19 protein-coding genes and 1 pseudogene are annotated in these 24,517 nt (G+C 64.4%); 15 read left to right on the forward strand and 5 right to left on the reverse strand.

The window, feature by feature from the left end:
* Positions 1 to 184: 184 nt before the first annotated feature.
* Positions 185 to 700 (reverse strand): Spy/CpxP family protein refolding chaperone, encoded by a 516-nt coding sequence (locus tag OKW39_RS00670; protein WP_429360932.1) that lies wholly within the window; start codon positions 698 to 700, stop codon positions 185 to 187.
* 339 nt (positions 701 to 1,039) lie between these two features.
* Here OKW39_RS00670 and OKW39_RS00675 point away from each other — a divergent pair, with 339 nt between their 5' ends.
* Both OKW39_RS00675 and OKW39_RS00680 read left to right on the forward strand, forming a co-directional pair.
* Complete coding sequence (locus tag OKW39_RS00675; protein WP_429561811.1) at positions 1,040 to 1,498, forward strand: Lrp/AsnC family transcriptional regulator; 459 nt, start codon at positions 1,040 to 1,042, stop codon at positions 1,496 to 1,498.
* A 257-nt stretch (positions 1,499 to 1,755) separates the two neighbouring features.
* Positions 1,756 to 2,853 (forward strand): saccharopine dehydrogenase family protein, encoded by a 1,098-nt coding sequence (locus tag OKW39_RS00680; RefSeq protein WP_090805828.1) that lies wholly within the window; start codon positions 1,756 to 1,758, stop codon positions 2,851 to 2,853.
* A 116-nt stretch (positions 2,854 to 2,969) separates the two neighbouring features.
* Here OKW39_RS00680 and OKW39_RS00685 read toward each other — a convergent pair whose 3' ends face one another.
* Positions 2,970 to 3,551 (reverse strand): AAA family ATPase, encoded by a 582-nt coding sequence (locus tag OKW39_RS00685; protein ID WP_429360936.1) that lies wholly within the window; start codon positions 3,549 to 3,551, stop codon positions 2,970 to 2,972.
* Positions 3,548 to 3,694, reverse strand: a complete 147-nt coding sequence (gene cydX / locus OKW39_RS00690; RefSeq protein ID WP_184056699.1) for a cytochrome bd-I oxidase subunit CydX — start codon at positions 3,692 to 3,694, stop codon at positions 3,548 to 3,550. Before cydX ends, OKW39_RS00685 begins: the two co-directional genes overlap by 4 nt.
* A 300-nt stretch (positions 3,695 to 3,994) precedes the next feature.
* Between cydX and OKW39_RS00695 the strand changes: the two genes are divergently transcribed.
* The 13 genes and pseudogenes from OKW39_RS00695 to OKW39_RS00755 all read left to right on the forward strand — a co-directional run bounded on the left by OKW39_RS00695 (position 3,995) and on the right by OKW39_RS00755 (position 22,702).
* Entirely contained in the window at positions 3,995 to 4,474 is a 480-nt protein-coding gene (locus OKW39_RS00695) for a hypothetical protein (protein WP_090805293.1), read from the forward strand.
* A 179-nt stretch (positions 4,475 to 4,653) separates the two neighbouring features.
* The gene (gene corA, locus OKW39_RS00700; protein ID WP_429561812.1) at positions 4,654 to 5,631 is read left to right on the forward strand and encodes a magnesium/cobalt transporter CorA; all 978 of its coding nucleotides are present in this window, start codon (positions 4,654 to 4,656) and stop codon (positions 5,629 to 5,631) included.
* 315 nt (positions 5,632 to 5,946) lie between these two features.
* Positions 5,947 to 6,921, forward strand: a complete 975-nt coding sequence (locus OKW39_RS00705; protein WP_090805823.1) for a sugar ABC transporter substrate-binding protein — start codon at positions 5,947 to 5,949, stop codon at positions 6,919 to 6,921.
* Between the two features lie 292 nt (positions 6,922 to 7,213).
* Positions 7,214 to 8,806 (forward strand): sugar ABC transporter ATP-binding protein, encoded by a 1,593-nt coding sequence (locus OKW39_RS00710; RefSeq protein ID WP_429561813.1) that lies wholly within the window; start codon positions 7,214 to 7,216, stop codon positions 8,804 to 8,806.
* Positions 8,806 to 9,921 carry an ABC transporter permease gene (locus tag OKW39_RS00715; RefSeq protein ID WP_429561814.1) on the forward strand — a complete coding sequence of 372 codons (1,116 nt, stop codon included), beginning with the start codon at positions 8,806 to 8,808 and terminating at the stop codon, positions 9,919 to 9,921. The genes OKW39_RS00710 and OKW39_RS00715 overlap by 1 nt, the downstream gene beginning before the upstream one ends.
* A gap of 200 nt (positions 9,922 to 10,121) precedes the next feature.
* Positions 10,122 to 11,165, forward strand: a complete 1,044-nt coding sequence (locus tag OKW39_RS00720) for a LacI family DNA-binding transcriptional regulator (RefSeq protein ID WP_429360940.1) — start codon at positions 10,122 to 10,124, stop codon at positions 11,163 to 11,165.
* 86 nt (positions 11,166 to 11,251) lie between these two features.
* Positions 11,252 to 12,181: a ribokinase gene (gene rbsK / locus OKW39_RS00725; protein WP_090805821.1), complete on the forward strand. Its 930-nt coding sequence runs from the start codon at positions 11,252 to 11,254 to the stop codon at positions 12,179 to 12,181.
* Positions 12,182 to 12,538: 357 nt separating this feature from the next.
* The gene (locus tag OKW39_RS00730) at positions 12,539 to 14,335 is read left to right on the forward strand and encodes a methyl-accepting chemotaxis protein (protein ID WP_429561815.1); all 1,797 of its coding nucleotides are present in this window, start codon (positions 12,539 to 12,541) and stop codon (positions 14,333 to 14,335) included.
* A gap of 345 nt (positions 14,336 to 14,680) precedes the next feature.
* Complete coding sequence (locus tag OKW39_RS00735) at positions 14,681 to 15,442, forward strand: 2-keto-4-pentenoate hydratase (RefSeq protein WP_090805819.1); 762 nt, start codon at positions 14,681 to 14,683, stop codon at positions 15,440 to 15,442.
* A gap of 581 nt (positions 15,443 to 16,023) precedes the next feature.
* On the forward strand, positions 16,024 to 17,946 hold the full coding sequence (locus OKW39_RS00740; protein ID WP_090805283.1) for a PrkA family serine protein kinase: 1,923 nt from the start codon (positions 16,024 to 16,026) through the stop codon (positions 17,944 to 17,946).
* Between the two features lie 162 nt (positions 17,947 to 18,108).
* Positions 18,109 to 19,380 carry a YeaH/YhbH family protein gene (locus OKW39_RS00745; protein WP_090805817.1) on the forward strand — a complete coding sequence of 424 codons (1,272 nt, stop codon included), beginning with the start codon at positions 18,109 to 18,111 and terminating at the stop codon, positions 19,378 to 19,380.
* Between the two features lie 233 nt (positions 19,381 to 19,613).
* Positions 19,614 to 21,137 (forward strand): SpoVR family protein, encoded by a 1,524-nt coding sequence (locus tag OKW39_RS00750; protein ID WP_429360948.1) that lies wholly within the window; start codon positions 19,614 to 19,616, stop codon positions 21,135 to 21,137.
* A 256-nt stretch (positions 21,138 to 21,393) separates the two neighbouring features.
* Positions 21,394 to 22,702 (forward strand): annotated as a pseudogene (locus tag OKW39_RS00755) (MFS family transporter).
* A 103-nt stretch (positions 22,703 to 22,805) separates the two neighbouring features.
* On the opposite strand, the gene OKW39_RS00760 reads toward OKW39_RS00755, so the two are convergent.
* On the reverse strand, positions 22,806 to 23,999 hold the full coding sequence (locus tag OKW39_RS00760; protein ID WP_429334713.1) for a glycosyltransferase family 2 protein: 1,194 nt from the start codon (positions 23,997 to 23,999) through the stop codon (positions 22,806 to 22,808).
* A 227-nt stretch (positions 24,000 to 24,226) separates the two neighbouring features.
* Complete coding sequence (locus tag OKW39_RS00765; RefSeq protein WP_429561816.1) at positions 24,227 to 24,454, reverse strand: hypothetical protein; 228 nt, start codon at positions 24,452 to 24,454, stop codon at positions 24,227 to 24,229.
* Between the last annotated feature and the right edge of the window lie 63 nt (positions 24,455 to 24,517).

Raw genomic sequence — 24,517 nt, forward strand, 5'->3', positions numbered from 1 at the left:
GGTAGCCGGCCCAGACAGCGCGACCCCGAATAATGCCAGATGCATGAGCCGGACGGGGGGAGGCGAAAGGCTGAGGCGTGGTGAGACAGCCGCTGTTCGGGCGCCGGCGGAATTGCCGAAATCAACCGCGTCCGAACGGACCCGCGCCCGCAACGGGGAACCCCCCGCCGCGGGCGCTCTTTCATTACGGCTTGACAGTCGCGTCGCTCGCGGCTGCCGCGGGCTTGCCGCCCTTGCCCTTGCCATGGTGGCCGCGATGATGACCCTCGGGGCCGCCCTGGTGGAACGTCGCGTCGGCGAGCTTCTTCTGCTCCGGCGACAGGCTGCTATACAGCGGTTCGAACGCATCGACCAGCTTCTTCATGCCGTCCGCATGCGCCTGCGCGATCGTTGCGTACTGTTTCATGTCGTCGAGCGCGCTCACGTTGGTGGCCGCCTTGCGCTGCTCGAACAGCCGGCCCATCGTTTCGCCGTTGCTGCGCATGACGTCGGCGAACGCCTTCCATTGCGTTTCCTGCGCGGGCGTGATCTTCAGTTGCGAGTGCAGATAAGCGATGCGGTCTTCGACGTTGCGTTCGTGGCCGGCCTTGGCCGCGGAGGCCGAGGCCGTGGTGTCCGGCGCTGCGGCCGGCGCGGTGGTTTGGGCGAACGCGCCGCCCATCGAAACGGCCGTAGCCAGCATAACCAGTGCTTTTTTCATCGAAACTCCTGATGTCTGTTCGTTATTGAGACACGGCGCGCGGCGAGCGTCTTGCCCCACGCCAGCGGCGAATGGCGCCGCACCGCAAGCGGCTGCCGCATTCGCCCGGCGCCGCTATTAGTAACACGTTAACCCTACAATACGGTGCGTGTGCGACAAACGCTTACAACCGAAACGAACGCGAAACGGCTCGCGCCTGATCGGCAATCGCGCCGACATACTGCGCCGAGGCCGCCCCACAGTGTGCCGTGCATCTGTGACCGTAGCGCGTGACATGGCGCCGCTGCGTGCAGACGCGCGATAATCCGCGACATTCCACGCCAACTTCCTTCCCCTTCGATGAGACCTCCGCGCCTCGACCAGCTCGACGACCTCGACCGCAACCTCGTTGCACTGCTGCAAGCCAACGCGCGCGAGAGTGTCGCGAATCTTGCGCGGCAACTCGGCGTCGCGCGCACGACCGTGATCGCGCGCATTGCGCGGCTCGAGCGCAGCAACGTGATCGCCGGCTACAGCGTGAGGCTTGGCCAGGATGTGCTCGATTCGAGCATCGTCGCGTATGTCGGCATCATCATCGCGCCGAAGCACGGACCGGCCGTGCAGAAGCGCCTCGGCAAAATGCCCGAAGTGCAGATGCTGTGCGCGGTCAGCGGCGACTTCGACTACGTGGCATGGCTGCGCGCCGATTCGCCCGAGCGGCTCAACGATCTGCTCGATCAGATCGGCGGGCTAGAGGGCGTCGAGCGGACCACGACGTCGATCATTCTCGCGCGCAAGATCGACCGCGGCACGGTGTGAGTCGGCGCGCGGCGTAACCTCTTCGCGAGTGCTGCGAGAGTCCATCGTTGACGCCTTTTTTACACAGTTTCGACAAATCGTTTGACCGGTTCGTCAGAACGTCGAACCGGATGGTCATACCGCAGCATTTTGCGCGTATGAACTGTTTTTGCTTCTTCCTACACTGTCATTCAAGGGTTCGGCCCGCAGGCGCCGCGCGCAACACGCGGCGCACTTCCCAAGCTCGCAGACAGCACATGGATAACAAGGAGAAGCAGATGAAAGTAGCTATCGTTGGCGCAGGTCTGATCGGTCACACCATTGCCCATATGCTGCGCGAGACGGGCGACTACGAAGTCGTCGCGTTCGACCGCGATCAGCACGCGCTCGACAAGCTCGCCGCCCAGGGCATTCCCACCCGCCGCATCGATTCCGCCGACGCCGCCGTGCTGCGCGCCGCGATCCAGGGCTTCGACGTGCTGATCAACGCGCTGCCGTACTACCTCGCGGTCAACGTCGCATCGGCCGCGAAGGGCGCGGATGTCCATTATTTCGACCTGACCGAGGACGTACGCGCGACGCACGCGATCCGCGCGATCGCCGAAGATGCCGATCACGCATTCATGCCGCAGTGCGGTCTCGCGCCGGGTTTCATCGGCATTGCCGCGCACGAGCTCGCGAATCGCTTCACGGAAATCCGCGACGTGAAGATGCGCGTCGGCGCGCTGCCCGAGTTTCCGACCAATGCGCTGAAGTACAACCTGACGTGGAGCGTCGACGGCCTGATCAACGAGTACTGCCAGCCGTGCGAGGCCATCCGCGATGGCCGCACGCAATGGGTGCAGCCGCTCGAAGGCCTCGAGCACTTCTCGCTCGACGGCACCGAGTACGAAGCGTTCAACACGTCGGGCGGGCTGGGCACGCTGTGCGAAACGCTGGCGGGCCGCGTCGAATCGCTCGACTACAAGTCGGTGCGCTATCCGGGTCATCGCAACCTGATGCAGTTCCTGCTCGAAGACCTGCGTTTGTCGAGCGACCGCGATACGCTGAAGACCATCATGCGCCGCTCGGTGCCGTCGACCGCGCAAGATGTCGTGCTGGTGTTCATCACCGTGAGCGGCATGCGCGACGGTCAGCTGGTGCAGGAGGTGTTCACGCGCAAGATCTTCGCGAAGACCGTCTGCGGCGTGCCGATGAGCGCGATTCAGATCACGACCGCCGGCGCGATGTGCGCGGTGCTCGATCTGTTCCGCGAGCGCAAGCTGCCGCAAAAGGGCTTCGTGCGCCAGGAGCAGGTGTCGCTCGGCGATTTTCTGGCGAACCGCTTCGGCAAATTGTACGAAGGGCAGTCGCTGGAGGCGATGGCGACGGTTTGAGACCGGCATGGCTCGCGTCGAATGAAAATCCCCGTACGTCGCCGACGAACGGGGATTTTCCGTTTTTCAGCCATCATCGGGCCGGCGCGGCACTCGCCAGACAGAAGGGAGGGCCGTCATCCAGCCACGATTTGCGCGACGAGCGCTTCATGGTCCGCCGAACTGGGCGCGGTATTGTCGAACATCAGCAGACCCTCGCGGCTCGCGCCGCTCGGCTCGAAGCGCCGCCGCCGGTAGTCGTCCCAGTGCGCGAGCTTGTACGCATCGTTGGGATTCGCGCGCGCGACGATCCGCTGCCGCGCCACGTCCTCCGAGGTCCGCACCCACACGACACGCAACCTCACGTCCGGCGCGACGCCGAGCCACGCATGATCGAACAGCCGCCGCTCGCGCACCTCGCGAGACAGCGGGCCGACGACCAACGCGCTGATGCCGAGTTCGAGATTGTCGCGCGCCGTATCGATGAGGCCGCGATACTCGGGGTCGCGCAGATGCTGCAGGAAAAGAGGGCTGTCGCGATCGTTCGGATCGCCGGTCAGCATCGCCATCGCGGCCGCGCTATAGCCGCCGTACAGCGTGTCCTTGTCGAGCAGGCAGAATGGGGTGCCGCTCACTTTCATCAGCGGGCCGAGCAGTTTTTTCGCCAGCGTCGTCTTGCCCGTGCCCGCATGACCGCAAAAGAAAACCAGAGAAGTCACGCAGGCTTGTCCTCACGCGGCGCGGCGGCGTCATCGGGGCGCGGGTCGCGCGCGAACGTGCCGTTGGCCTCGAGCCACATCACGTTGATGATGCCGAAGCCGAGCGCCACACCCACGCCGAGAATCCAGGTGAAATACCACATCGCAGTCTCCTTGATCGTGCGTCCGGCGACGCGGATCGACAGGCATGCCGGCAACCGACGATGGCCAGCCGCGAGCGCGGCCGCCTGCACCGATCATGAAGAAGAACGCCGCGCCATGCAAGAGGCGCGGCGCCCGAGCTCCGTGCGCCGTGGCTGGCGGTATGTCCGCGCGTTGCTATGATGCGCAACGGTGATGCGTACGAGCGTACCGTGTCCGCCGAACCGGCGGACGCGGAGCGACGACCCACACCGCGTAGTCGGAAACTCGGGCCGCAATCGAGAGCACAGGGGAGAACCAGCATGCCGATGCGCCAGTCTTGCCGCTGCCGGGCCGCACGGATGGCCGGGTCCGCACGCTGCGCCGCGTTGGCCGCATGCGTCGCGCTCAGCGTGCTCACGCTGGCCGGCTGCGCGTCGACGCCGGCCGAGCCGGTACCGTTCAAACCGGTGCCTGCCGAGCGCATCGTCAGACAGGGCTATACGGCGCCGGGCCCCGGCCTCGTCGCGGTGGACGTGCGGCGCGAGCGTTCGCGCGACGTGATCGTGCGGTTCCGCAATGCGCTCGTCTATATCGACGGCGAGCGCGTGACCGACCTGATGAACGGCGAGCACGTGGTGTTCTATCTGCCGCCCGGCGCGCATCGGATCGGCGTATCGACGCAGTTCGATCCGGTCATCGAGCTGAACTTCGTCGTGACGGCCGACCCGCGCTACACGAACCGCGCCTCGGTCACGTTCAACGACGATCACCGCATCGGCCTGCAGCGGGTCGCGCAGTAGCGTGCGGTCGAGCATTAACAATTGGAAACGCGCGGCTTAGGTATCGCGCCTTAACATGGCGGCTGATTCAAGCCGGCTGAAAGCGTGCTTGTCCGTTCATGCAGACCCGTCGACCGTCTTACGCAATGCTTACGTGAGAGGGTGGCGAGGTCTGCTTTTGTATGCAAGGTAATCCGAACATGCTGATCAATTGCGCCGCCTATCAGGACGGCCGGAAACTCGCCGACATCGATATCGACAGCATCAGCGACTACGTCGCGCGGCCCGAGTGCTTCGTCTGGGTCGCACTGAAAGACCCGGAGCCCGAGGAACTCGCGGCCATGAAAGACGAGTTCAATCTGCACGAGCTCGCGATCGAAGATGCGCAAAACGGCCATCAACGGCCGAAGATCGAGGAGTACGGCGATTCGCTGTTCACCGTGATGCACACGGTCGAGATGGACGAGCAGGGCGAATTCGTGATCGGCGAAGTCGACGTGTTCGTCGGCAGCAACTATGTGCTGTCGGTGCGCCGCGGCACGCGCACCGGCTTCAAGAGCGTGCGCGCGCGCTGCGAGCACGAGCCGCATCTGTTGAAGGAGGGCTCGGCGTTCGTGCTGTACGCGCTGATCGACGATGTGGTCGACCGTTATTTCCCGGTCGTGGAGGCGATCAGCACCGAGCTCGAAACGCTCGAGGACCGCATCTTCGAGAAGAACGATTCGGCCGCCTCGCGCGCGATCGTGCAGGACCTGTACACGATGAAGCGCCGGCTCGTGATCCTCCAGCACCATATCGTGCCGCTGCAGGAAGCGGTCGGCAAACTGACGGGCGGCCGCATTCCGAGTGTTTGCGCAGGCATGCAGGCGTACTTCCGCGACGTCTACGACCACCTCGACCGGATCGTCAGAACCATCGAGGGGCGCCGCGAAATCGTCGTCACGGCGGTGCAGGTGAACCTCGGCATGATCTCGCTCGCCGAGAGCGAAATCACCAAGCGGCTCGGCTCGTTCGCGGCGCTGTTCGCGGTGCCGACCATGATCGCCGGCATCTACGGGATGAACTTCGAGCGCATTCCCGAGCTGCATTTCAAGTTCGGCTATCCGGTCGTGCTGGCGGTGATGCTGGCGATCGACTGCGTGCTGTACGGGCGTTTTCGCAAGGCCGGCTGGCTGTAGCTGGCGCGCCGTTCAATTTCCTCGGGGTTTCACTTGCGGCGCGCGCGATACCAGGCCAGCATAAGCGGCCTGTGGGTCGCGCCGCACGCGACGCACAGGCGTCATCGACTGCATGAACTGAGCGAGGGAACCTTGCCACACGCTGCCCGGATCGATCGAGCGCATTGCGGCGCCGCAGATGTTGCGCGCCGGTGCGTTGCAACAGCGCGAATCGTTGACATTCCGAAGAGCTTGCGCTGAGAATGGGCCTCGCAAACGGTTGCGCATCACAAAAAATACGGCTCGCCCGCGAGCCTGACAACCTTGGAGATACGCATGAGCCATCGAACCCGTCGTCGCATTCTTGCCGCCGCAGTTCTCGCCGCCGCCTCCGCCGTCCTGCCTTTTTCCGCCGCCCACGCGCAGAACGCCCCGGCTCATAAGCCGAAGGTCGCGCTCGTGATGAAGTCGCTCGCCAACGAGTTCTTCCTGACCATGGAGACCGGGGCGAAAGACTATCAGAAGCAGAACCCCGGCAAGTTCGACCTGATCACCAACGGCATCAAGGACGAAACCGACACCGCCAACCAGATCCGCATCGTCGAGCAGATGATCGTGTCGAAGGTCGACGCGATCGTGCTCGCGCCGGCCGATTCGAAGGCGCTGGTGCCGGTCGTCAAGAAGGCGGTCGACGCGGGCATCATCGTCGTCAACATCGACAACCGGCTCGATCCGGACGTACTGAAGTCGAAAGACCTGAACGTGCCGTTCGTCGGCCCCGACAATCGCAAGGGCGCGCGGCTCGTCGGTGACTACCTCGCGAAGCGCCTGAAGGCCGGCGACGAGGTCGGCATCCTCGAAGGCGTGTCGACCACCACCAACGCGCAGCAGCGTACCGCGGGCTTCAAGGACGCGATGCAGGCAGTCGGCGCGAAAGTCGTGTCGGTGCAGTCGGGCGAGTGGGAAATCGACAAGGGCAACGCGGTCGCATCGGCCATGCTCAACGAGTATCCGAACCTGAAGGCGCTGCTCGCCGGCAACGACAACATGGCGATCGGCGCGGTGTCGGCCGTGCGCGCGGCCGGCAAGCAGGGCAAGGTGCTGGTGGTCGGCTACGACAACATCAACGCGATCCATCCGATGCTGAAGGACGGCCGCGTGCTCGCCACCGCCGACCAGTTCGCGGCGAAGCAGGCCGTGTTCGGCATCGATACCGCGTTGAAGGCATTGAGCGAAAACAAGAAGCAGTCGCAGCTGTCGGGCGTCGTCGAAACGCCGGTCGTTCTGGTGACGAAGGACACCCTGAAGTAAGCGCGCCGCGCCCGGCGTGAAGCACGAGCCGGGCGCAGCCGGAAAAGCGCACGCGAAGCCGCAAAAATCACCACGAATTATGGATAGCGTGTTTTTAGAGGCAAACCACCACCCAGCGATCCGCTTTTATTCAACGAACGCTCAAGAATCCCGCCGCACCGCCGTTAATCCCAGAGATAAGCGTCATGACGGCGGCTCGCGTGGTGAGAGGGAGCGCGGCCATGAGCAGCTGTGCATTCCGCGCAATGGGGCGCCACGAAGGCGCCAGAAGCGCCATGCAACCAGGAGCGCGATGGATTCGACCGACCACGACGCCTTGCCTGTCGTACTGAGCGTCAGCGGCATCGGCAAGACGTATGCCGAACCCGTGCTCGCCGACGTATCGCTGTCGCTGCGAGCGGGCGAGGTATTGGCGTTGACCGGCGAGAACGGCGCGGGCAAGAGCACGCTGTCGAAGATCATCGGCGGGCTGGTCGAAGCGAGCGCGGGCACGATGCGCCTTGCCGACGCGCCGTACGCGCCCGCGAGCCGCACCGAGGCCGAGGCGCTCGGCGTGCGCATGGTCATGCAGGAGTTGAATCTACTGCCTACGCTGTCGGTCGCCGAGAACCTGTTCCTGAACCGGCTGCCGCGTGCGGGCGCGTTCAGCTTCGGCTGGATCGATCGCGGCAAGCTGCGCGAGAACGCGCGCGAGGCGATGGCGCAGGTCGGGCTCGACGCGATCGATCCCGACACGCTGGTCGGCGAACTGGGCATCGGTCATCAGCAGATGGTCGAGATCGCCCGCAACCTGATCGACGACTGCCGCGTGCTGATCCTCGACGAGCCGACCGCGATGCTGACCGCGCGCGAAGTCGATCTGCTGTTCGAGCAGATCGGGCGGCTCAAGGCTCGCGGCGTCGCGCTCGTCTATATCTCGCACCGGCTCGAAGAGCTGGCGCGGGTCGCCGAACGGGTCGCGGTGCTGCGCGACGGGCGCCTCGTGCATGTCGACGCGATGGCGAACCTGACGAGCGAGCAGATCGTCACGTGGATGGTCGGCCGCGAGCTCGGCGAGCATATCGATCTCGGCGAGCGCAACATCGGCGCGCCGCTCCTGAAAGTGGAGCGGCTCGCGCGCGGCAAGGTCGTGCGCGACGTGTCGTTCGAGGTGCGCGCGGGCGAGATTTTCGGTGTGAGCGGACTGATCGGCGCGGGCCGCACCGAGCTGATGCGGCTCATCTACGGCGCCGACCGCAAGGACGGCGGCAGCGTGTCGCTCGCCGCGACGCCGGGCGCGCCGCCTACGCCGGTGCAAATCGACTCGCCGGCGGACGCGGTACGCGCGGGTATCGCGCTGATCACCGAAGACCGCAAGGGCGAAGGCCTGCTGCTGCCGCAACCGATCGCGGCCAACCTGTCGCTCGGCAATCTCGGCAGCGTCGCGCGGCACGGCCTCGTCGACGCGGAGCGCGAGAACGCGCTGGCGCACCAGCAGATCGCCGCGATGCGGATTCGCAGCTCGGGGCCCGCGCAGGTTGTCGGCGAGCTGTCGGGCGGCAACCAGCAGAAGGTCGTGATCGGCCGCTGGCTCGCGCGCGACTGCCGCGTGCTGTTGTTCGACGAACCGACGCGCGGCATCGACGTCGGCGCGAAGTTCGATATTTACGGCCTGATGGGCGCGCTCGCGCGCGACGGCCGCGCGCTCGTCGTGGTGTCGAGCGATCTGCGCGAACTGATGCTGATCTGCGACCGGATCGGCGTGATGTCGGCGGGCAGCATGACAGGCGTGTTCGAGCGCGCGAGCTGGAGCCAGGATGCGCTGCTCGCGGCTGCGTTCGCCGGCTACCGCGGCCGTGACGCGCTGCTGCACACGCACGGCGTCAACGAAGCAGGGAGTCTGTGATGACCGATCAATCGTGGCGCGAGGCGACGGGTGTCAAACAGGACGGCCAGCAGGACGGCAAGCAGGACGGCAAGCAGGACGGCAAGCAGGACGGCAAGCAGGGCGGTGCGCCGGACGCGCCCGCCGTGACGCCGCCCGCCGATCGGTCGGCGCCGCTCGCGAGCGGCAAGCCGGCCGGCACGCGGCTCGGCTTTTCGAACTACCTGGGCCTCGCCGGCGCGCTGCTCGCGATGATCGTGCTGTTCTCGCTGCTGAGTTCGCACTTTCTGACCTACGACACGTTCAGCACGATCGCGAACCAGATTCCGGATCTCGTCGTGATGTCGGTCGGCATGACCTTCGTGCTGATCATCGCGGGGATCGATCTGTCGGTGGGCTCGGTGCTCGCGCTCGGGGCGTCGGTGGTCAGCGTGGTGACGCTGAAGTGGGGCTGGGGGCCAGCTGCCGGCGCGTTGCTCGGGGTCGCGGTCGCGGCGCTGACCGGCACCGTGACCGGCGCGGTGACGGTGGGCTGGCGAATTCCGTCGTTCATCGTGTCGCTCGGCGTGCTCGAGGCGGCGCGCGGCATGGCGTATCAGATGACCAATTCGCGCACCGCGTATATCGGCGATGCGTTCGATTTTCTGTCGAACCCGATCGCGCTTGGCATCTCGCCGGCCTTTCTGATGGCGGTCGCGGTGATGGTGATCGCGCAACTGGTGCTGACGCGCACGGTGTTCGGGCGCTATCTGATCGGGATCGGCACCAACGAGGAAGCGGTACGGCTCGCGGGCGTCAATCCGCGGCCGTACAAGGTGATCGTGTTCGCGCTGATGGGCGCGCTGTCCGGACTCGCGGCGCTGTTCCAGATCTCGCGGCTCGAGGCGGCCGATCCGAATGCGGGTGTCGGCGTGGAGCTGCAGGTGATCGCGGCGGTCGTGATCGGCGGCACGAGTCTGATGGGCGGGCGTGGTTCGGTTATCAGCACGTTCTTTGGCGTGCTGATCATTTCGGTGCTGGCGGCGGGCCTCGCGCAGATCGGCGCGAACGAGCCGACCAAGCGCATGATCACCGGCGCGGTGATCGTGGTGGCGGTGGTGCTCGATACGTACCGCAGCCGTCGCAAACGCGCCTGAGATGGGAGCCGCGGCGCAACGATGATTGAGTGCATGGGATCGGAGTAAGCGCTAAAGCGCTAACTCCGTTCGACCGCGATGAAACTGCATGGGATCGGAGTAAGCGCTAAAGCGCTAACTCCGTTCGACCGCGATGAAACTGCATGGGACCGGAGTAAGCGCTAAAGCGCTAACTCCGTTCGACAGGAGAGCAACAGGTTATGACGACGATCAAGGATGTAGCGGCGGTGGCGGGCGTGTCGTTCACGACGGTATCGCACGTCGTGAACAACTCGCGGCCGGTGTCGGCCGATGCGCGCGCGAAAGTCGAGCACGCGATCCGTCAACTGCACTATGTGCCGTCGGCGGTCGCGCGCTCGCTGAAGGCGCGCACGACCGCGACGATCGGACTGGTGGTGCCGAACAGCACGAACCCGTATTTCGCGGAGCTCGCGCGCGGTATCGAGGATGGCTGCGCGCGCAATGGCTACTGCGTGTTCTTCTGCAACTCCGACGATGACCCCGCGAAGCAGCGCAACTATCTGCGCGTGCTGCAGGAAAAACGCATCGACGGATTGATCGTCGCGTCGGCCGGCGACGACGCCGTGCTCGCGCAGGCGCTCGCCGACGCGCGCGAGCCGCTCGTGGTGGTGGACCGCAACATCGAGGGAGTCAGCGCGGACCTCGTGCAGATCGATCACGAGAAGGGCGCGTATCTGGCCACCCGGCATCTGCTCGAGCTCGGGCATGTGCGGATCGGTTGCATCACGGGGCCGGTGCAGACCGCGGTCAGCGCGATGCGGGTGCACGGCTTCATTCGCGCGATGGCCGAGCGTGGCATCGAGATTCCGGCCGATGCGATCGTCGAAAGCGATTTTTCGGGGACGGGCGGACATCGCGCGGCCGCGCAGCTGTTCGATACGGTCAGGCCGTCGGCGATTTTCGCGGGCAACGACATGATGGGCATCGGCGCGTTGCGCGCGGCGGCGGAGCGCAATATCAGCGTGCCGCGCGATTGCTCGATCATCGGTTTCGACGATATCGAGCTGGGCCGCTTCACGTTCCCGTCGCTGTCGACGGTCGGACAGTCGGTGCGCGCGCTTGGCGACACGGCCGCGCAGACGCTGATCGACCGAATCGCCGAGGCGTCGTCGAACAGCACCACGCGAGCGCCTGCGCGCCGCCGCGTGGTGTCGCCGCGGCTGATCGTGCGGGAGTCCACCGCGACATGGGCGGGCGAGGAACGGCGGGATCTGGCGGCCTGATGCGCCGGATCAAGGACGCATGAGGGGTGCTCGAAGGACGCGCGCGCAATCGCGACGCGACCCGTCGCGCAACGGAGGACACTCGAGTGGCAAGCAACCCAACGCGCGCACGCGTCACGGTGGTCGGTAGTCTGAACATGGACCTCGTGGTGCGTTCGCCACGCCTGCCCCAACCGGGCGAGACGCTGGCCGGCCGCGGCTTCGCGCAGGTCGCGGGCGGCAAGGGCGGCAACCAGGCGGTCGCGGCCGCGCGGCTCGGCGCGCAGGTGTCGATGCTCGGCTGCGTCGGTGCCGATGCGAATGGCGCGCAGCTGCGCGCGGGCCTCGAAGCGGAGCGCATCGACTGCGCCGCGCTCGAAACCGGCAGGGAGCCGAGCGGTGTTGCGCTGATCGTCGTCGACGATGCGAGCCAGAACACGATCGTGATCGTCGCGGGCAGCAACGGCGAGCTCACGCCGGCCACCATCGCGCGACACGAAGCGACGCTCGCCGCCGCCGCCGTCGTGATCTGTCAGCTCGAAACCCCGCCCGAATCGGTGCGCGCGGCGCTGGCGGCGGCGCGGCGGCTCGGTAAGACCGTGATCCTGAATCCGGCGCCCGCCACCGCCCCGTTGCCGGCCGACTGGCTGCCGCTGATCGACTACCTGATTCCGAACGAACTCGAAGCCGCCGCGCTGAGCGGTCTCCCCGTCGACTCGCCCGCGGACGCCGCACGGGCCGCCGCCGCATTGCGTGCGGCCGGCGCGCGCAACGTGCTGGTCACGCTCGGTGCGCGCGGCGTGCATGCGTCGCTCGAAGGCGCGGCCGCGACGCTGTACGACGCGCCGCGCGTCGAGGCGGTCGACACGACCGCGGCCGGCGACACCTTCATCGGCGGCTTCGCGGCGCAGCTCGCGCAGGGCGCGAGCGTCGATGCGGCGATCCGCTTCGCGCAGCGCGCCGCCGCGCTATCGGTGACGCGCGCGGGCGCACAGCCATCGATTCCGACGCGCTCCGAGCTCGACGCATCGGACTGATGCCGCGGCGGCATTGGCACCGCGCACGCTGCCTGATCGAACTGTCCTGCCACCGCTTCGGGCGACTCCGAACGGCTCGCATCTCCACCCATTCCCGCCAACACAACGTCAAAAATCGTGCTTTGACGAATATCGCCGCGTTTCCCTGCGCGCCGCGAACACACTCATTTGCAGTCAACTTGCTTTCAACGTCTTACAACGTCTTTGTTCATACCTTTTAAATGCTTCAAGTCTATGAGTGCGCTGCCGTAAACGGAAATTAGAGCGCTCTTTCAAAAAAGCGCCGGACCCAACACACGCCGCTCCCATGCTGCGTAGGCAGCAGCCTCTCATTGAGTACAGCACACAGGATCAAGCATGTTGAATAAAGGCATCACGATCAAGGCGCGAATTGGCCTCACGATGGCGTTCCTCGCCGCGTTGCTGGTTGCGATCGGCGTTTTCGGTCTGTTCGGCATGAGCCGTTCGAACGACGCGTATGAGGACACGTTCACCAACGCGATGCCGGGCGCGGTGAACATCGGCAACGCGGAAATCTACGCGGCGCGCGAACGACTCGCGCTCGACCGCGCCGCGTTCCTGGTCGGCACGCCGGAAGCGGCCACCACCATCGAGCGCGGGCGCATGCTCGGGGGCACGTCCGACATGTGGTGGAAAAAATATCTCGATCTGCCACGCGACGCGGACGAAGACCGGCTTGCGCAGGACGTCGCCGCGAAGCGCAATGCGCTGCATCAGCAACTCGAAACGTTCGCGGCGGCGATCACGGCGAACGATCAGGGCAAGCTGGTCGAGCACGCGAAGAATCTGCAGGTCGTCTTCAACGACCTCGTCGGCGCCGACGACGCGCTGCGCAAATACCAGTTCGATTCGGCCAGGGAGGGCTTCGACTCCGCGCAGAGCAGTTTCCAGACCTTCCGCGTGGTCAGCATCGGCGCGCTGGTGGTCGGCGTGCTGGCGGCGGCGCTGTCGTATCTGACGCTGAGCCGCTCGATCGCGCGTCCGCTCGACGAAGCGCTCGGCCACTTCGATGCGATTGCGGCCGGCGATCTGCGTCGTCCGGTGATCGCGACATCGCGCGACGAAATGGGGCAACTGCTCGAAGGAATCGCCAGAATGCAGCGCAGCCTCACCGAAACGGTGCGCAGCGTGCGCGGCGGTAGCGAGTCGATCGCGACCGCGACGCGCCAGATCGCGGCGGGCAACATCGACCTGTCGTCGCGGACCGAGGAGCAGGCGTCGGCGCTGCAGGAAACCGCCTCGAGCATGGAGCAGCTGACCGGCACGGTGCGGCAGAATGCCGACAACGCGCGCCAGGCGAGCGCGCTCGCGGCCAACGCGTCCGAGATCGCCAACAAGGGTAGCGCGGTGGTCGGCCAGGTGGTCGGCACGATGGGCGACATCAACCAGAGCTCGGCGAAGATCGCCGACATCATCTCGATCATCGAAGGCATTGCCTTCCAGACCAACATCCTCGCGTTGAATGCAGCCGTCGAGGCGGCGCGCGCCGGCGAGGAGGGGCGCGGCTTCGCGGTCGTCGCGGGCGAAGTGCGCAGCCTCGCGCAGCGTTCGTCGGCGGCGGCCAAGGAGATCAAGGAGCTGATCGATACGTCGGTCGAGCGCGTGCAGTCGGGCTCGGCGCTCGTCGACGAGGCCGGCCGCACGATGAGCGAAATCATCGGCGCGGTGCAGCGTGTGACCGACATCATGGGCGAGATCGCGGCGGCGTCGGAGGAGCAGAGCGGCGGCATCGACCAGGTCGCGCGCGCGGTCACGCAGATGGACGAGGTCACGCAGCAGAATGCGGCGCTCGTCGAGGAAGCGGCCGCCGCCGCGTCGTCGCTCGAGGAGCAGGCGGCGCGGCTGCGCAGCGCGGTCGCGGTGTTCCAGGTCGACGACAGCGGCCGGGGCGGTCACGAAGCGGCGTCGGCGCTTGCGGCGCCGAAGCGCCCGGTGTCCGCGAGCCCGGTCGCTACACGCGCACGCAAGCTCACGCTGGCGACGGCCCAGGCGGCGTTGCCGGCGAAGTCATCGATCCCGGCCGCGGCCGCTGTCGCGCCGCCGGTAGCGGCCGCCTCCACGCCCACGCCCACGCGCGCGCCGGCCAGGTCCGCGGCGACGGCCGGCAGCGATCGGGATTGGGAGACCTTCTGAGCTGGCTCGGATCAGGTGTACATGGGCAGCGGCGCTGTCGTGCGTCAGGTGAGTCGAGACGCGCCGTTCCCGTTCGCTAGCTGTCCGGCGTCCGCGTCGCACCCGCGACGATCGCTTCGCGAAAAGCCGCGCCTGGACACCCCATGCGCGGTTTTTTTCAGCTCCGGCAAGAATTAACGTTTGCGCGCCGCCGCCTTTCACCGGCGCGTGTCGCGATCCGGTACATTGACGGGCACGGCCCCGATCCGTTTGCGCGGCGCGCGGCTGCCCGCACCTCCAACAGGTGGTTCCCACATATTGCTACGTCCTGCGAACCCTGCCATGCGCCAGCCACAAGGAACCGACATGACGCGATACGATCTTGCGCAACGCCTCGTCGAGGCGCGCCGGCAGCGCCGGCCGATCGACGCGCCCGCACCCGACAGCCTGCCGCCCGACGCGGCGACCGCCTACGCGATCCAGCAGGCGGTGATCGTGGGCCTCGGCGAGTCGACCGGCGCGTGGAAGATCGGCGCGAAGTCGCCGGGCGGCGCCGCGTCGGGCGCACCGATTCCGGCCTCGCTGGTGATGCCATCGCCAGCGAGGCTCGCGCATGACGGCTTCTTTCGCGTGCTGGTGGAGCTCGAGATCGCGTTCCGCTTCGACGTGACGATCGAGCCGCGCGCTCAGGCGTATGCGCGCGACGAGGTACTGTCGAAGGTCGGCGCCGTGCTGCCGGCCATCGAGATTGTCGACAGCCGCTTCGCCGAATGGCCGAACGTCGCGCCGCTCGCGCAGTTGGCCGACGCGCAGAACAACGGCGCGCTGATCACCGGCCATCCGGCCGTCTATGCGAGCCTCGCGCGCGGCTTCGACTTCGTGTCGCCGGAACTGGAGCTGAGTTTCAACGGCCGCTCGCTGATACCGGAAGTGACCGGCAATCCGGCAGGCGATCCGCGCGAGCTGCTCGTGTGGTTCGTCAACCATTGCGCGGCGATGGGCATCACGATCGAGCGCAACTGGACCTTGACCACCGGTTCATACGTCGGCGCGCACAAGATCGACGAACCCGGCATCGTGCGTGGCCATATCGACGGATTGGGTGAAGTGGAAATTGAACTGACCTGATCGATGCTGCGGCGCTTGTAACCGCAAATTACAACGCTTGATTCCAAACGGCTGCCCGCGTGCAGCCGTTTTTATTTTGGCGGATTTGAAACGGTGGCAGTCTTTGAATCGTCAACCGATCGAATGCATTTGTTGCAACTTGCCGCTTCCACACCTATGAGAGCGCCGCGAGCTCATCACGTGCATGCTTTTGGTGACGAAGTGTGCGTGCGCAGACAGCCGCATTTTGGTGGAGGATCGACGGTGCGGGTACGGGATGTGCAATAGCAACGCGGTGACTTGACGCGATGCAGCGGTCCGGCGAAGTCCTGCAGGAGCACTGAATAGCGATGCGGTGCTGAAGAAAGTAGCGATACAGCGGTGCAGCAGATGAGGTGACTGGTTGCTGCGTGAGCAAAAAAAATTGTAGGTGGTTGAATCTCTGTTTCCAGGTGAGGATTGTAGGTTGGCGGTTACGGCGCGATTTTCGCAACGTAGTCCGTGAAAAAAAATTTAAAAGGGTTTAGGATGAATTCGAGCGATGTCGTTTCCGAATAGCGCGCCGCGCACGACATCGCCCCAGACTTCGGCGAGGAGGTAGCATGGATATCTACAGCAGTTTCGCGACCCGCTTCGAGAAAACACGGGAGGACGAACTCTCGCTCGAGGAGTATCTCGCGCTCTGCAAAGACAATCCCGCCGCGTACGCCACTGCGGGCGAACGCATGTTGACGGCAATCGGAGAACCGGAACAGATCGACACTCGCAACGATCCGCGTTTATCGCGTATCTTCGCGAACAAGGTCATCAAGGTATACCCCGCATTCCGTGAATTCTACGGAATGGAAGAGGTGATCGAGCAGGTGGTCGCCTACTTCCGGCATTCGGCCCAGGGGCTCGAAGAAAAGAAGCAGATCCTGTATCTGTTAGGACCGGTCGGCGGCGGCAAGTCGTCGATCGCGGAACGTCTGAAGCAATTGATGGAACGCGTGCCGTTCTATGCGATCAAGGGCTCGCCCGTCAACGAATCGCCGCTCGGTCTGTTCGACTACGAGGAAGACGGTCCGATCCTCGAAGAGCAATATGGCATTCCTCGTCGCTACCTGCGAGGCATTCTGAGTCCGTGGGCGGTCAAGCGCCTGCACGAATACAACGGCGACATCCGCAAGTTCCGCGTGGTGCGCCGCTATCCGTCGATCCTTCGCCAGATCGCTATCTCGAAGACCGAACCGGGCGACGAGAACAATCAGGACATTTCGTCGCTGGTCGGCAAGGTCGACATCCGCAAGCTCGAACAGTACGCGCAGGACGATGCCGACGCGTACAGCTACTCGGGCGGCCTGTGCCTCGCCAATCAGGGCCTGCTCGAGTTCGTCGAAATGTTCAAGGCGCCGATCAAGGTGTTGCACCCGCTGCTCACGGCGACCCAGGAAGGCAACTTCAAGGGCACGGAAGGCTTCGGCGCGATTCCGTTCGACGGCATCATCCTCGCTCACTCGAACGAATCGGAATGGAAGGCATTCCGCAACAACCGTAACAACGAGGCACTGCTCGACCGGATCTTCGTCGTCAAGGTGCCGTACTGCCTGCGCTATAGCGAAGAGGTCAAGATTTACGAGAAGCTGCTGCGCAACTCGTCGCTCGCCAGCGCGGTCTGCGCGCCGGGCACGCTGAAGATGATGGGGCAGTTGTCCGTGCTCACGCGTTTGCACGAGCCGGAGAACTCGAGCCTGTTCTCGAAGATGCAGGTCTACGACGGCGAGAATCTGAAGGACACGGACCCGAAGGCGAAGTCGTATCAGGAGTATCGCGACTTCGCGGGCGTCGACGAAGGCATGACCGGCGTGTCGACCCGCTTCGCGTTCAAGATTCTGTCGCGCGTGTTCAACTTCGACTCGACCGAGGTCGCGGCCAATCCGGTGCATCTGATGTACGTGCTCGAACAGCAGATCGAACGCGAGCAGTTCCCGCCGGAAACCGAGCAGAAGTATCTGTCCTTCATCAAGGACGTGCTCGCGTCGCGCTATGCGGAGTTCATCGGCAAGGAGATTCAGACCGCGTACCTGGAGTCGTACTCCGAGTACGGTCAGAACATCTTCGACCGCTATGTCACGTATGCGGACTTCTGGATCCAGGATCAGGAGTTCCGCGACCACGACACCGGCGAGAGCTTCGACCGTGCCGCGTTGAACGCCGAGCTGGAGAAAATCGAGAAGCCCGCGGGCATCAGCAATCCGAAGGACTTCCGCAACGAGATCGTGAATTTCGTGCTGCGTGCGCGGGCTGCGAATGCGGGCAAGAACCCCGCGTGGATCAGCTACGAGAAGCTGCGCGTCGTGATCGAAAAGAAGATGTTCTCGAACACGGAAGAGCTGTTGCCGGTGATCTCGTTCAACGCGAAAGGCTCGGCCGAAGAGCAGCGCAAGCATGAAGACTTCGTCAATCGCATGGTGGCGAAGGGCTATACGCCGAAGCAGGTGCGCTTGCTGTGCGACTGGTATCTGCGCGTGCGCAAGTCGTCATGATGCGCGCATGATACTCATGGTGTGCCGCCCGTACGGTTCGACCGTACGGGCAACCGGCGAGGCGCAAGCCGCATAGCATTGCACTGCGCGGCGGGCGTCTCGCGCACCCGAAATATTAGTGCGGCCGCAGGGAATCGCGGTTGCATGGACGGGAGACCGGGCGTGCTTCATCAAATCATCGACCGCAGGTTGGCAGGCAAGAACAAGAGTATTGCGAACCGTGAGCGCTTTTTGCGCCGCGTCAAAAACTATATTCGTCGTGCCGTTTCGGAGGCGGTGCGCGATCGCAGCATCAAGGACATCCAGAACACCCAGAGCATCACCATTCCGCGCAAGGACATCGCGGAGCCGTCGTTCCGTCATGGACCGGGCGGCCGGCGCGAGATGGTGCATCCCGGCAACTCGGACTACATCCGCGGCGACAAGATCAAGCGCCCGCAAGGCGGCGGTGGCGGCGGCGGAGGCAGTCAGGCCAGCAACGAGGGCGAGGGTCAGGACGACTTCGTGTTCGAGCTGAGCCGCGAAGAGTTCATGCAGTATTTCTTCGACGACCTCGAACTGCCGCGTCTCGTCAAGACCCATCTGATGGCCGTGCCGACGTGGAAAAGCGTCCGCGCGGGCTGGGCCGCGGAGGGCACGCCAAACAATATCGACGTGGTGCGCTCGTTGCGCAGCGCGCTCGGCCGGCGCATCGCGCTCGGCGCGCCGCTCGTCAACCAGCTGCACGAAATGGAGCGGCAACTGGAAGAGTTGAAGGCCGATCCCGCCGATCGCCGCGACGAGATCAAGCTACTCGAAGACGACATCCACCATCTGAAAGGACGCATCTGGCGGATTCCGTTCATCGATCCGTTCGATCTGCGCTACGTGAATCGCGTGAAGCAGCCTACGCCGTCGAGCCAGGCGGTGATGTTTTGCCTGATGGACGTGTCCGGTTCGATGGACGAGCAGCGCAAGGATCTCGCGAAGCGCTTCTTCATCCTGCTGTACCTGTTCCTGAAGCGTAACTACGAGCGCATCGAAGTCGTGTTCATCCGCCACCACACGCGCGCCGAGGAAGTCGACGAAGACACGTTTTTCCACTCGACCGAAAGCGGCGGCACCGTGGTGTCGAGCGCGCTCGAGCTGATGCGCAAGGTGATGGACGAGCGCTACTCGCCGACTGAATGGAACATTTACGGCGCCCAGGCGTCCGACGGCGACAACTGGACCGACGACTCGCCGAAGTGCCGCAAAATACTCTCGGATGACATCCTGGAGAAGGTGCGGTATTTTGCGTATATTCAGGTGACGCCCGAAGAGCAGAATCTGTGGCTCGAATACGCGCAACTGGCGCTGTCGCAACCGCACATGGCGATGAAGAAGGTCGAAACCGCGGCCGATATTTATCCGGTGTTTCGCGAGCTGTTCGAGAAGCAGGCGGCGACTTCGTGATGGGATGCTGGTGGCGCACGAAGCGCCTGAATGACGAAGCGCGCGGCGATTCGTACGACAAGGGGTGACCCGCCGTATGACCGCGCCGCAGCGCAACAAAGGCGTGCCGCAGCGACAGTCGGGGCATGCCGAGGCAGGAGCGGCCAGCACGGGAGCCGCTCACGCCGGAGCAGTCCGCGATGCTGGAGCACGGGACACACCGGAACGCCCAACGAGGGCAAAGGGAAGTCCGTATGAACGTAGCCGATAGACGGCCTCTGCCGTGCCCGTCCGACTGGACCTTCGACTTGATCGAAGAGTACGACTCGCATATTGCCCGTGTTGCGGAGCAATACGAGCTCGACGTATATCCGATCCAGCTCGAACTCATCAGCGCCGAACAGATGATGGATGCCTATGCGTCCGTCGGCATGCCGGTGAACTACCGTCACTGGTCGTTCGGCAAACATTTCCTTGCTACCGAAAAAAGCTATCGCCGCGGCCAGATGGGGCTCGCGTACGAGATCGTCATCAATTCGAACCCCTGCATCGCCTATCTGATGGAAGAGAACACGATGACGATGCAGGCGCTCGTCATCGCGCATGCGGCCTACGGTCACAACTCGTTCTTCAAGGGCAACTATCTGTTCGGCTTATGGACGGACGCGCACGCGATCATCGACTACCTCGTCTACGCAAAGAATTACATCGCGGAATGCGAGGAGCGCTATGGGCTCGATCGCGTCGAGGAATTGCTCGACTCGTGCCACGCGCTGATGAATTACGGCGTGGACCGCTACAAGCGTCCGCAGAAGCTGTCGCTCCAGAAAGAGTTCGCCGCGCGTCGCGAACGTGAGGCGTATCTGCAGTCGCAGGTCAACGAGTTGTGGCGCACGTTGCCCACGCGCCATACGCCGCTGCCCGAAGAGGTCGAGGGGCGCTATCCGCCCGAGCCGCAGGAAAACCTGCTGTATTTCGCGGAGAAAAACGCGCCGCTGCTCGAAGCGTGGGAGCGCGAGGTGATCCGGATCGTGCGCAAGATCGGTCAGTACTTCTATCCGCAGCGGCAGACCCAGGTGATGAACGAAGGCTGGGCGACGTTTTGGCACTACACGCTGCTCAATACGATGTACAACCAGGGCAAGCTCGAAGACGGCTTCATGATGGAGTTTCTCCATTCACACAGCAACGTCGTCTATCAGCCGCCGGTCACGAAGCCGTATTACAGCGGCATCAATCCGTATGCGCTGGGCTTTTCGATGATGAGCGATATCCGGCGCATCTGCGAAGCGCCTACCGACGAAGACCGCAAGTGGTTTCCGAATCTGGCCGGCAGTCCGTGGCTGCCCGCGATGCACTACGCGATGCGCAACTTCAAGGACGAGAGCTTCATCGCGCAGTATCTGTCGCCGCATCTGATCCGCGAAATGCGCCTGTTCTCGGTGCTCGACGACGACATGCGAGACGCGCTCGAAGTGTCGGCGATTCACGACGATAGCGGCTACCAGTACGTGCGCCAGGCGTTGTCGCGGCAGTACGACATGCATCACCGTGAGCCGAACATTCAGGTGTGGGCCGTCAATACACGCGGCGATCGCAGCCTGACGTTGCGGCATTTCATGAGCGATAACCGGCACCTGTCGTCGGATAGCGAAGAGGTGCTCAAGCACATGGCGCGCTTGTGGCAGTTCGACGTGTACCTCGAGAGCGTCGACGAAAACGGTATCGTCAGAAAACGCTACGACTGCCGGTATATGCCGCCGTCCGTGAGAATATGAGCGCCGCCTGACTCCCGCCTGAGCGGTTCGTGTCGCCCGTCAAGCCCCTGCCAGTCCCCAACTGGCAGGGGCTTTGTTCTATTGGTGCGCAAATCCGGCCGACCCAGGGCTTTCATCAGGCCATGCTGACAAAAAACCTTCCTGTGCTTTCATTTATGTAAAATTCGCGCACCCGCGGCGGCCGCTCAGGCTGGGCGCGCGACATCAAGGCGGCACCACGACCGTCCTCCTCGTTTAAATAAGGAAAGACACCAGCATGAACGACCAAACCGAACAATACGTCGTGGCCTCGGCGCACGACACACGGCGCCGCATTTTTGCAATCGTCGGCGCTTCATCGGGCAATCTCGTCGAGTGGTTCGACTTCTATGTGTATTCGTTCACGGCGCTTTACTTCGCGCCGTCGTTCTTCCCGAGCGGCAACACGACCACGCAGTTGCTGAACACGGCCGGCGTGTTCGCCGCGGGCTTCCTGATGCGGCCGATTGGCGGCTGGTTCTTCGGGCGGCTCGCCGACAAACGTGGTCGCCGCACCGCGATGATGGTGTCGGTATTCATGATGTGCGGCGGCTCGCTGGTGATCGCGATGCTGCCCACCTACGCGCAGATCGGCGCGCTCGCGCCGGCGTTGCTGCTGCTCGCGCGGCTGTTGCAGGGGCTGTCGGTGGGCGGCGAATACGGCACCAGCGCGACCTATATGAGCGAAGTCGCGTTGAAGGGCCGGCGTGGCTTTTTCGCGTCGTTCCAGTATGTCACGCTGATCGGCGGCCAACTGTGCGCGCTGCTCGTGCTCGTGACCCTGCAACAGACGCTGACGACCGAAGAGCTGAAGGCGTGGGGCTGGCGTGTGCCGTTCGTGATTGGCGCCTTCGCCGCGTTGATCGCGCTCTATCTGCGTAAATCCCTTGATGAAACCACCACCGCGGCGATGCGCCAGCGCAAGGAAGCGGGCACGCTGCGCGGGCTGTGGGAGCACAAGAGCGCGTTCATGACGGTGCTCGGCTTCACGGCCGGCGGCTCGCTGATCTCTCTATACGTTCACCACCTACATGCAAAAGTACCTGGTCAACACGGCCGGCATGCACGCGAAGACCGCGAGCTCGGTGATGACTGCCGCGTTGTTCGTCTACATGCTGATGCAGCCGGCGTTCGGCGCATTGTCGGACCGCATCGGGCGGCGCCGCTCGATGCTGTGTTTCGGCCTGTTCGCGACGCTCGGCACGGTGCCGCTGCTGCATGCGCTGAAAGACGTGACGAGCCCGTATGCGGCCTTCGCGTTGGTCGTGGTGGCGCTCGCGATCGTCAGCTTCTATACGTCGATCAGCGGCCTGATCAAGGCGGAAATGTTTCCACCGCAAGTGCGTGCGCTTGGCGTAGGGCTGTCGTATGCGCTCGCCAATGCGATCTTCGGCGGCTCGGCGGAGTATGTCGCGCTGTGGCTGAAGTCCGCCGGTGTCGAGACGATGTTCTTCTGGTACGTGACGGCGCTGTGTGCACTCGCGGGTATCGTGTCGCTGCGCATGCGCGATCCCTCGTCGGAAGGGTATCTGCGGCACGAGCCGTGAACCGCTAGTCGGGCACGGCGAAACGTCGTGCCGCGGTGGCAGCGTTCAGGCGGCGGCCCAGGGCAACCGGGCCGCCGTTTTTCATGGCATCGACGTTTGCGCGTCAATCCGCAAGCGAGGAGCAGCGTGCCTCGCTCAACTGACGACGATCCGTCTCCCCCACGCATGCAGCAGGTCGCGCAAGCTCTCGGCCTGTTCCATCGTCGACGAACTCATCGACCCTCGCGGCCTCATTCACCGTGGCCGCGCCAACCGCCGCGACCGTCGCCATCGACGGCGTCGCCGCTACGCCGGCGACAGCATCGGCCGCGGCGCGCGGCATCGGCAGACGGCCACGCCAGGCCGCGCGCGCCAGCATCAGCAGATGGTAGTAAAGCCGCGCGCTAAAGCCGTAGTTGTAGGCGAACAGATGCGCGCGCGCGATGCGCCAGCCCGCGCGCGCCTCGCCGTTTCTCGCGTGAATCGACACCACGATCGGTACGAGCCGCCGCAGCGCCTGCCGCCGCGACGGTTCGAGCGGCGCCGGCAGACGCAGCGACTTCACGAACGCATAGGCGCTCAACGTCGCGGCCATGCTCGTGCCGCGCGTGCTGTGCGAGACCGACGTCGCGGTCTTCCGATACACCGACACATAGTCGTGCAGATAAAACACCTCGCGCGCGGCCAGGCATAGCTCGGTGCCGAACACGTAGTCGCAGCAGACGCCATACCGCGCGTCGTAGCCGACCCGCTTGACGAGCCGCGCGTCGGCCATCCAGCCGTTGTTCGGAAACATCTGGATCAGGCCGGTGCGGCCCGCGAGCGGCTGGAGACCCTCGCGGGCCTGAGTGCGCCGGAACGCCTCGTTCAGGCGCGCGCTCGCGGCGAGATCGATCGCGCCATCGTGATCCGCTTCGTATTGCGCACCGAATGCCGCATCGAGCCGCGGATAGCGCTGCCATAACGACACGAGTTTGTCGACGGCGTCGCTCGTCAGCAGATCGTCGTCGTGGATCAGCAGGATCTTGTCGCCGCGCGCCCGCTCGAACAGGCTCGACACATTGCGCGCCTGGCCAAGCGGCGGCTCGTGCTTCTCGTAGCGCACGCGCGGCTCGTCGCGGTAACGCTGCAAGATCAGTTGCCGCGAGCGCGCGTCCGTCGAATCGTCGCCAATCACGATTTCGACATGCGGATAGCTTTGCGCGAGGCACGAGTCGATGCATTCGATCAGCAGGTCGGGACGATTGCAGGTGGGCACGCAGATGGACACATGGGCGAGCGCCGCACGGGCGAGGGGAGAACTTGACGCGTTGGACATGATGACGCCTTTTATCGATCGGAAGCGGCAAAAACCGGCGGAAAGCGGCAGCCGGTTCGCAGGGCGCACACCTTGCTGCAAGCAGCAAAATAGTCCAAGGCGTCAAAAAAATATTCGGTAAAAATGAGGAAGAAATGTTTGCTTACAGAAAGGTGCTGGAAGGGAAAAGTGATGCGGCCCGAGTGCGCGACGCACCCAGGGCCGCTCTGATATAGGGTTCTATTTTTTCAACCGACTGACGGTTCGCCCTCGCCGGACTTTTTGCCCGGACGGTCCGCCGGAGACTGCTTGTGACCTTCGTCGTGGCGCTCGGGCATCTTGCTCTTCGCGTTGTCGCTATGCACGGTGCGGTGCGGATGCGCGGAATTCTCGGTCTGGGCGCTGGCCTCGCTTTTCGATTCGTTGTCGGCCGTGCTTTTTGCTTCGCCTTGGGATTTTTCCGTCGTTTTGCTCATCGCTGCTCTCCTGGAGGGAAGACAAGCCTCCGGCAGCAAGACGCGGACCCGGGCGGGAGCAAA

The organism is Paraburkholderia sp. MM6662-R1 (genome assembly GCF_050436245.1).
In the GTDB taxonomy this organism is placed as follows: domain Bacteria; phylum Pseudomonadota; class Gammaproteobacteria; order Burkholderiales; family Burkholderiaceae; genus Paraburkholderia; species Paraburkholderia tuberum.

Excerpts from the sequence above, each read along its gene's own strand:
- OKW39_RS00695 (WP_090805293.1), top strand. The coding sequence starts at position 3,995 with ATGCCGATGCGCCAGTCTTGCCGCTGCCGGGCCGCACGGATGGCCGGG.
- OKW39_RS00715 (WP_429561814.1), top strand. The coding sequence starts at position 8,806 with ATGACCGATCAATCGTGGCGCGAGGCGACGGGTGTCAAACAGGACGGC.
- OKW39_RS00735 (WP_090805819.1), top strand. The coding sequence starts at position 14,681 with ATGACGCGATACGATCTTGCGCAACGCCTCGTCGAGGCGCGCCGGCAG.
- OKW39_RS00765 (WP_429561816.1), bottom strand. The coding sequence starts at position 24,454 with ATGAGCAAAACGACGGAAAAATCCCAAGGCGAAGCAAAAAGCACGGCC.
- OKW39_RS00705 (WP_090805823.1), top strand. The coding sequence starts at position 5,947 with ATGAGCCATCGAACCCGTCGTCGCATTCTTGCCGCCGCAGTTCTCGCC.
- OKW39_RS00680 (WP_090805828.1), top strand. The coding sequence starts at position 1,756 with ATGAAAGTAGCTATCGTTGGCGCAGGTCTGATCGGTCACACCATTGCC.
- corA (WP_429561812.1), top strand. The coding sequence starts at position 4,654 with ATGCTGATCAATTGCGCCGCCTATCAGGACGGCCGGAAACTCGCCGAC.
- OKW39_RS00750 (WP_429360948.1), top strand. The coding sequence starts at position 19,614 with ATGAACGTAGCCGATAGACGGCCTCTGCCGTGCCCGTCCGACTGGACC.
- OKW39_RS00740 (WP_090805283.1), top strand. The coding sequence starts at position 16,024 with ATGGATATCTACAGCAGTTTCGCGACCCGCTTCGAGAAAACACGGGAG.
- OKW39_RS00730 (WP_429561815.1), top strand. The coding sequence starts at position 12,539 with ATGTTGAATAAAGGCATCACGATCAAGGCGCGAATTGGCCTCACGATG.
- OKW39_RS00760 (WP_429334713.1), bottom strand. The coding sequence starts at position 23,999 with ATGTCCAACGCGTCAAGTTCTCCCCTCGCCCGTGCGGCGCTCGCCCAT.
- OKW39_RS00675 (WP_429561811.1), top strand. The coding sequence starts at position 1,040 with ATGAGACCTCCGCGCCTCGACCAGCTCGACGACCTCGACCGCAACCTC.
- OKW39_RS00670 (WP_429360932.1), bottom strand. The coding sequence starts at position 700 with ATGAAAAAAGCACTGGTTATGCTGGCTACGGCCGTTTCGATGGGCGGC.
- OKW39_RS00720 (WP_429360940.1), top strand. The coding sequence starts at position 10,122 with ATGACGACGATCAAGGATGTAGCGGCGGTGGCGGGCGTGTCGTTCACG.
- OKW39_RS00710 (WP_429561813.1), top strand. The coding sequence starts at position 7,214 with ATGGATTCGACCGACCACGACGCCTTGCCTGTCGTACTGAGCGTCAGC.
- cydX (WP_184056699.1), bottom strand. The coding sequence starts at position 3,694 with ATGTGGTATTTCACCTGGATTCTCGGCGTGGGTGTGGCGCTCGGCTTC.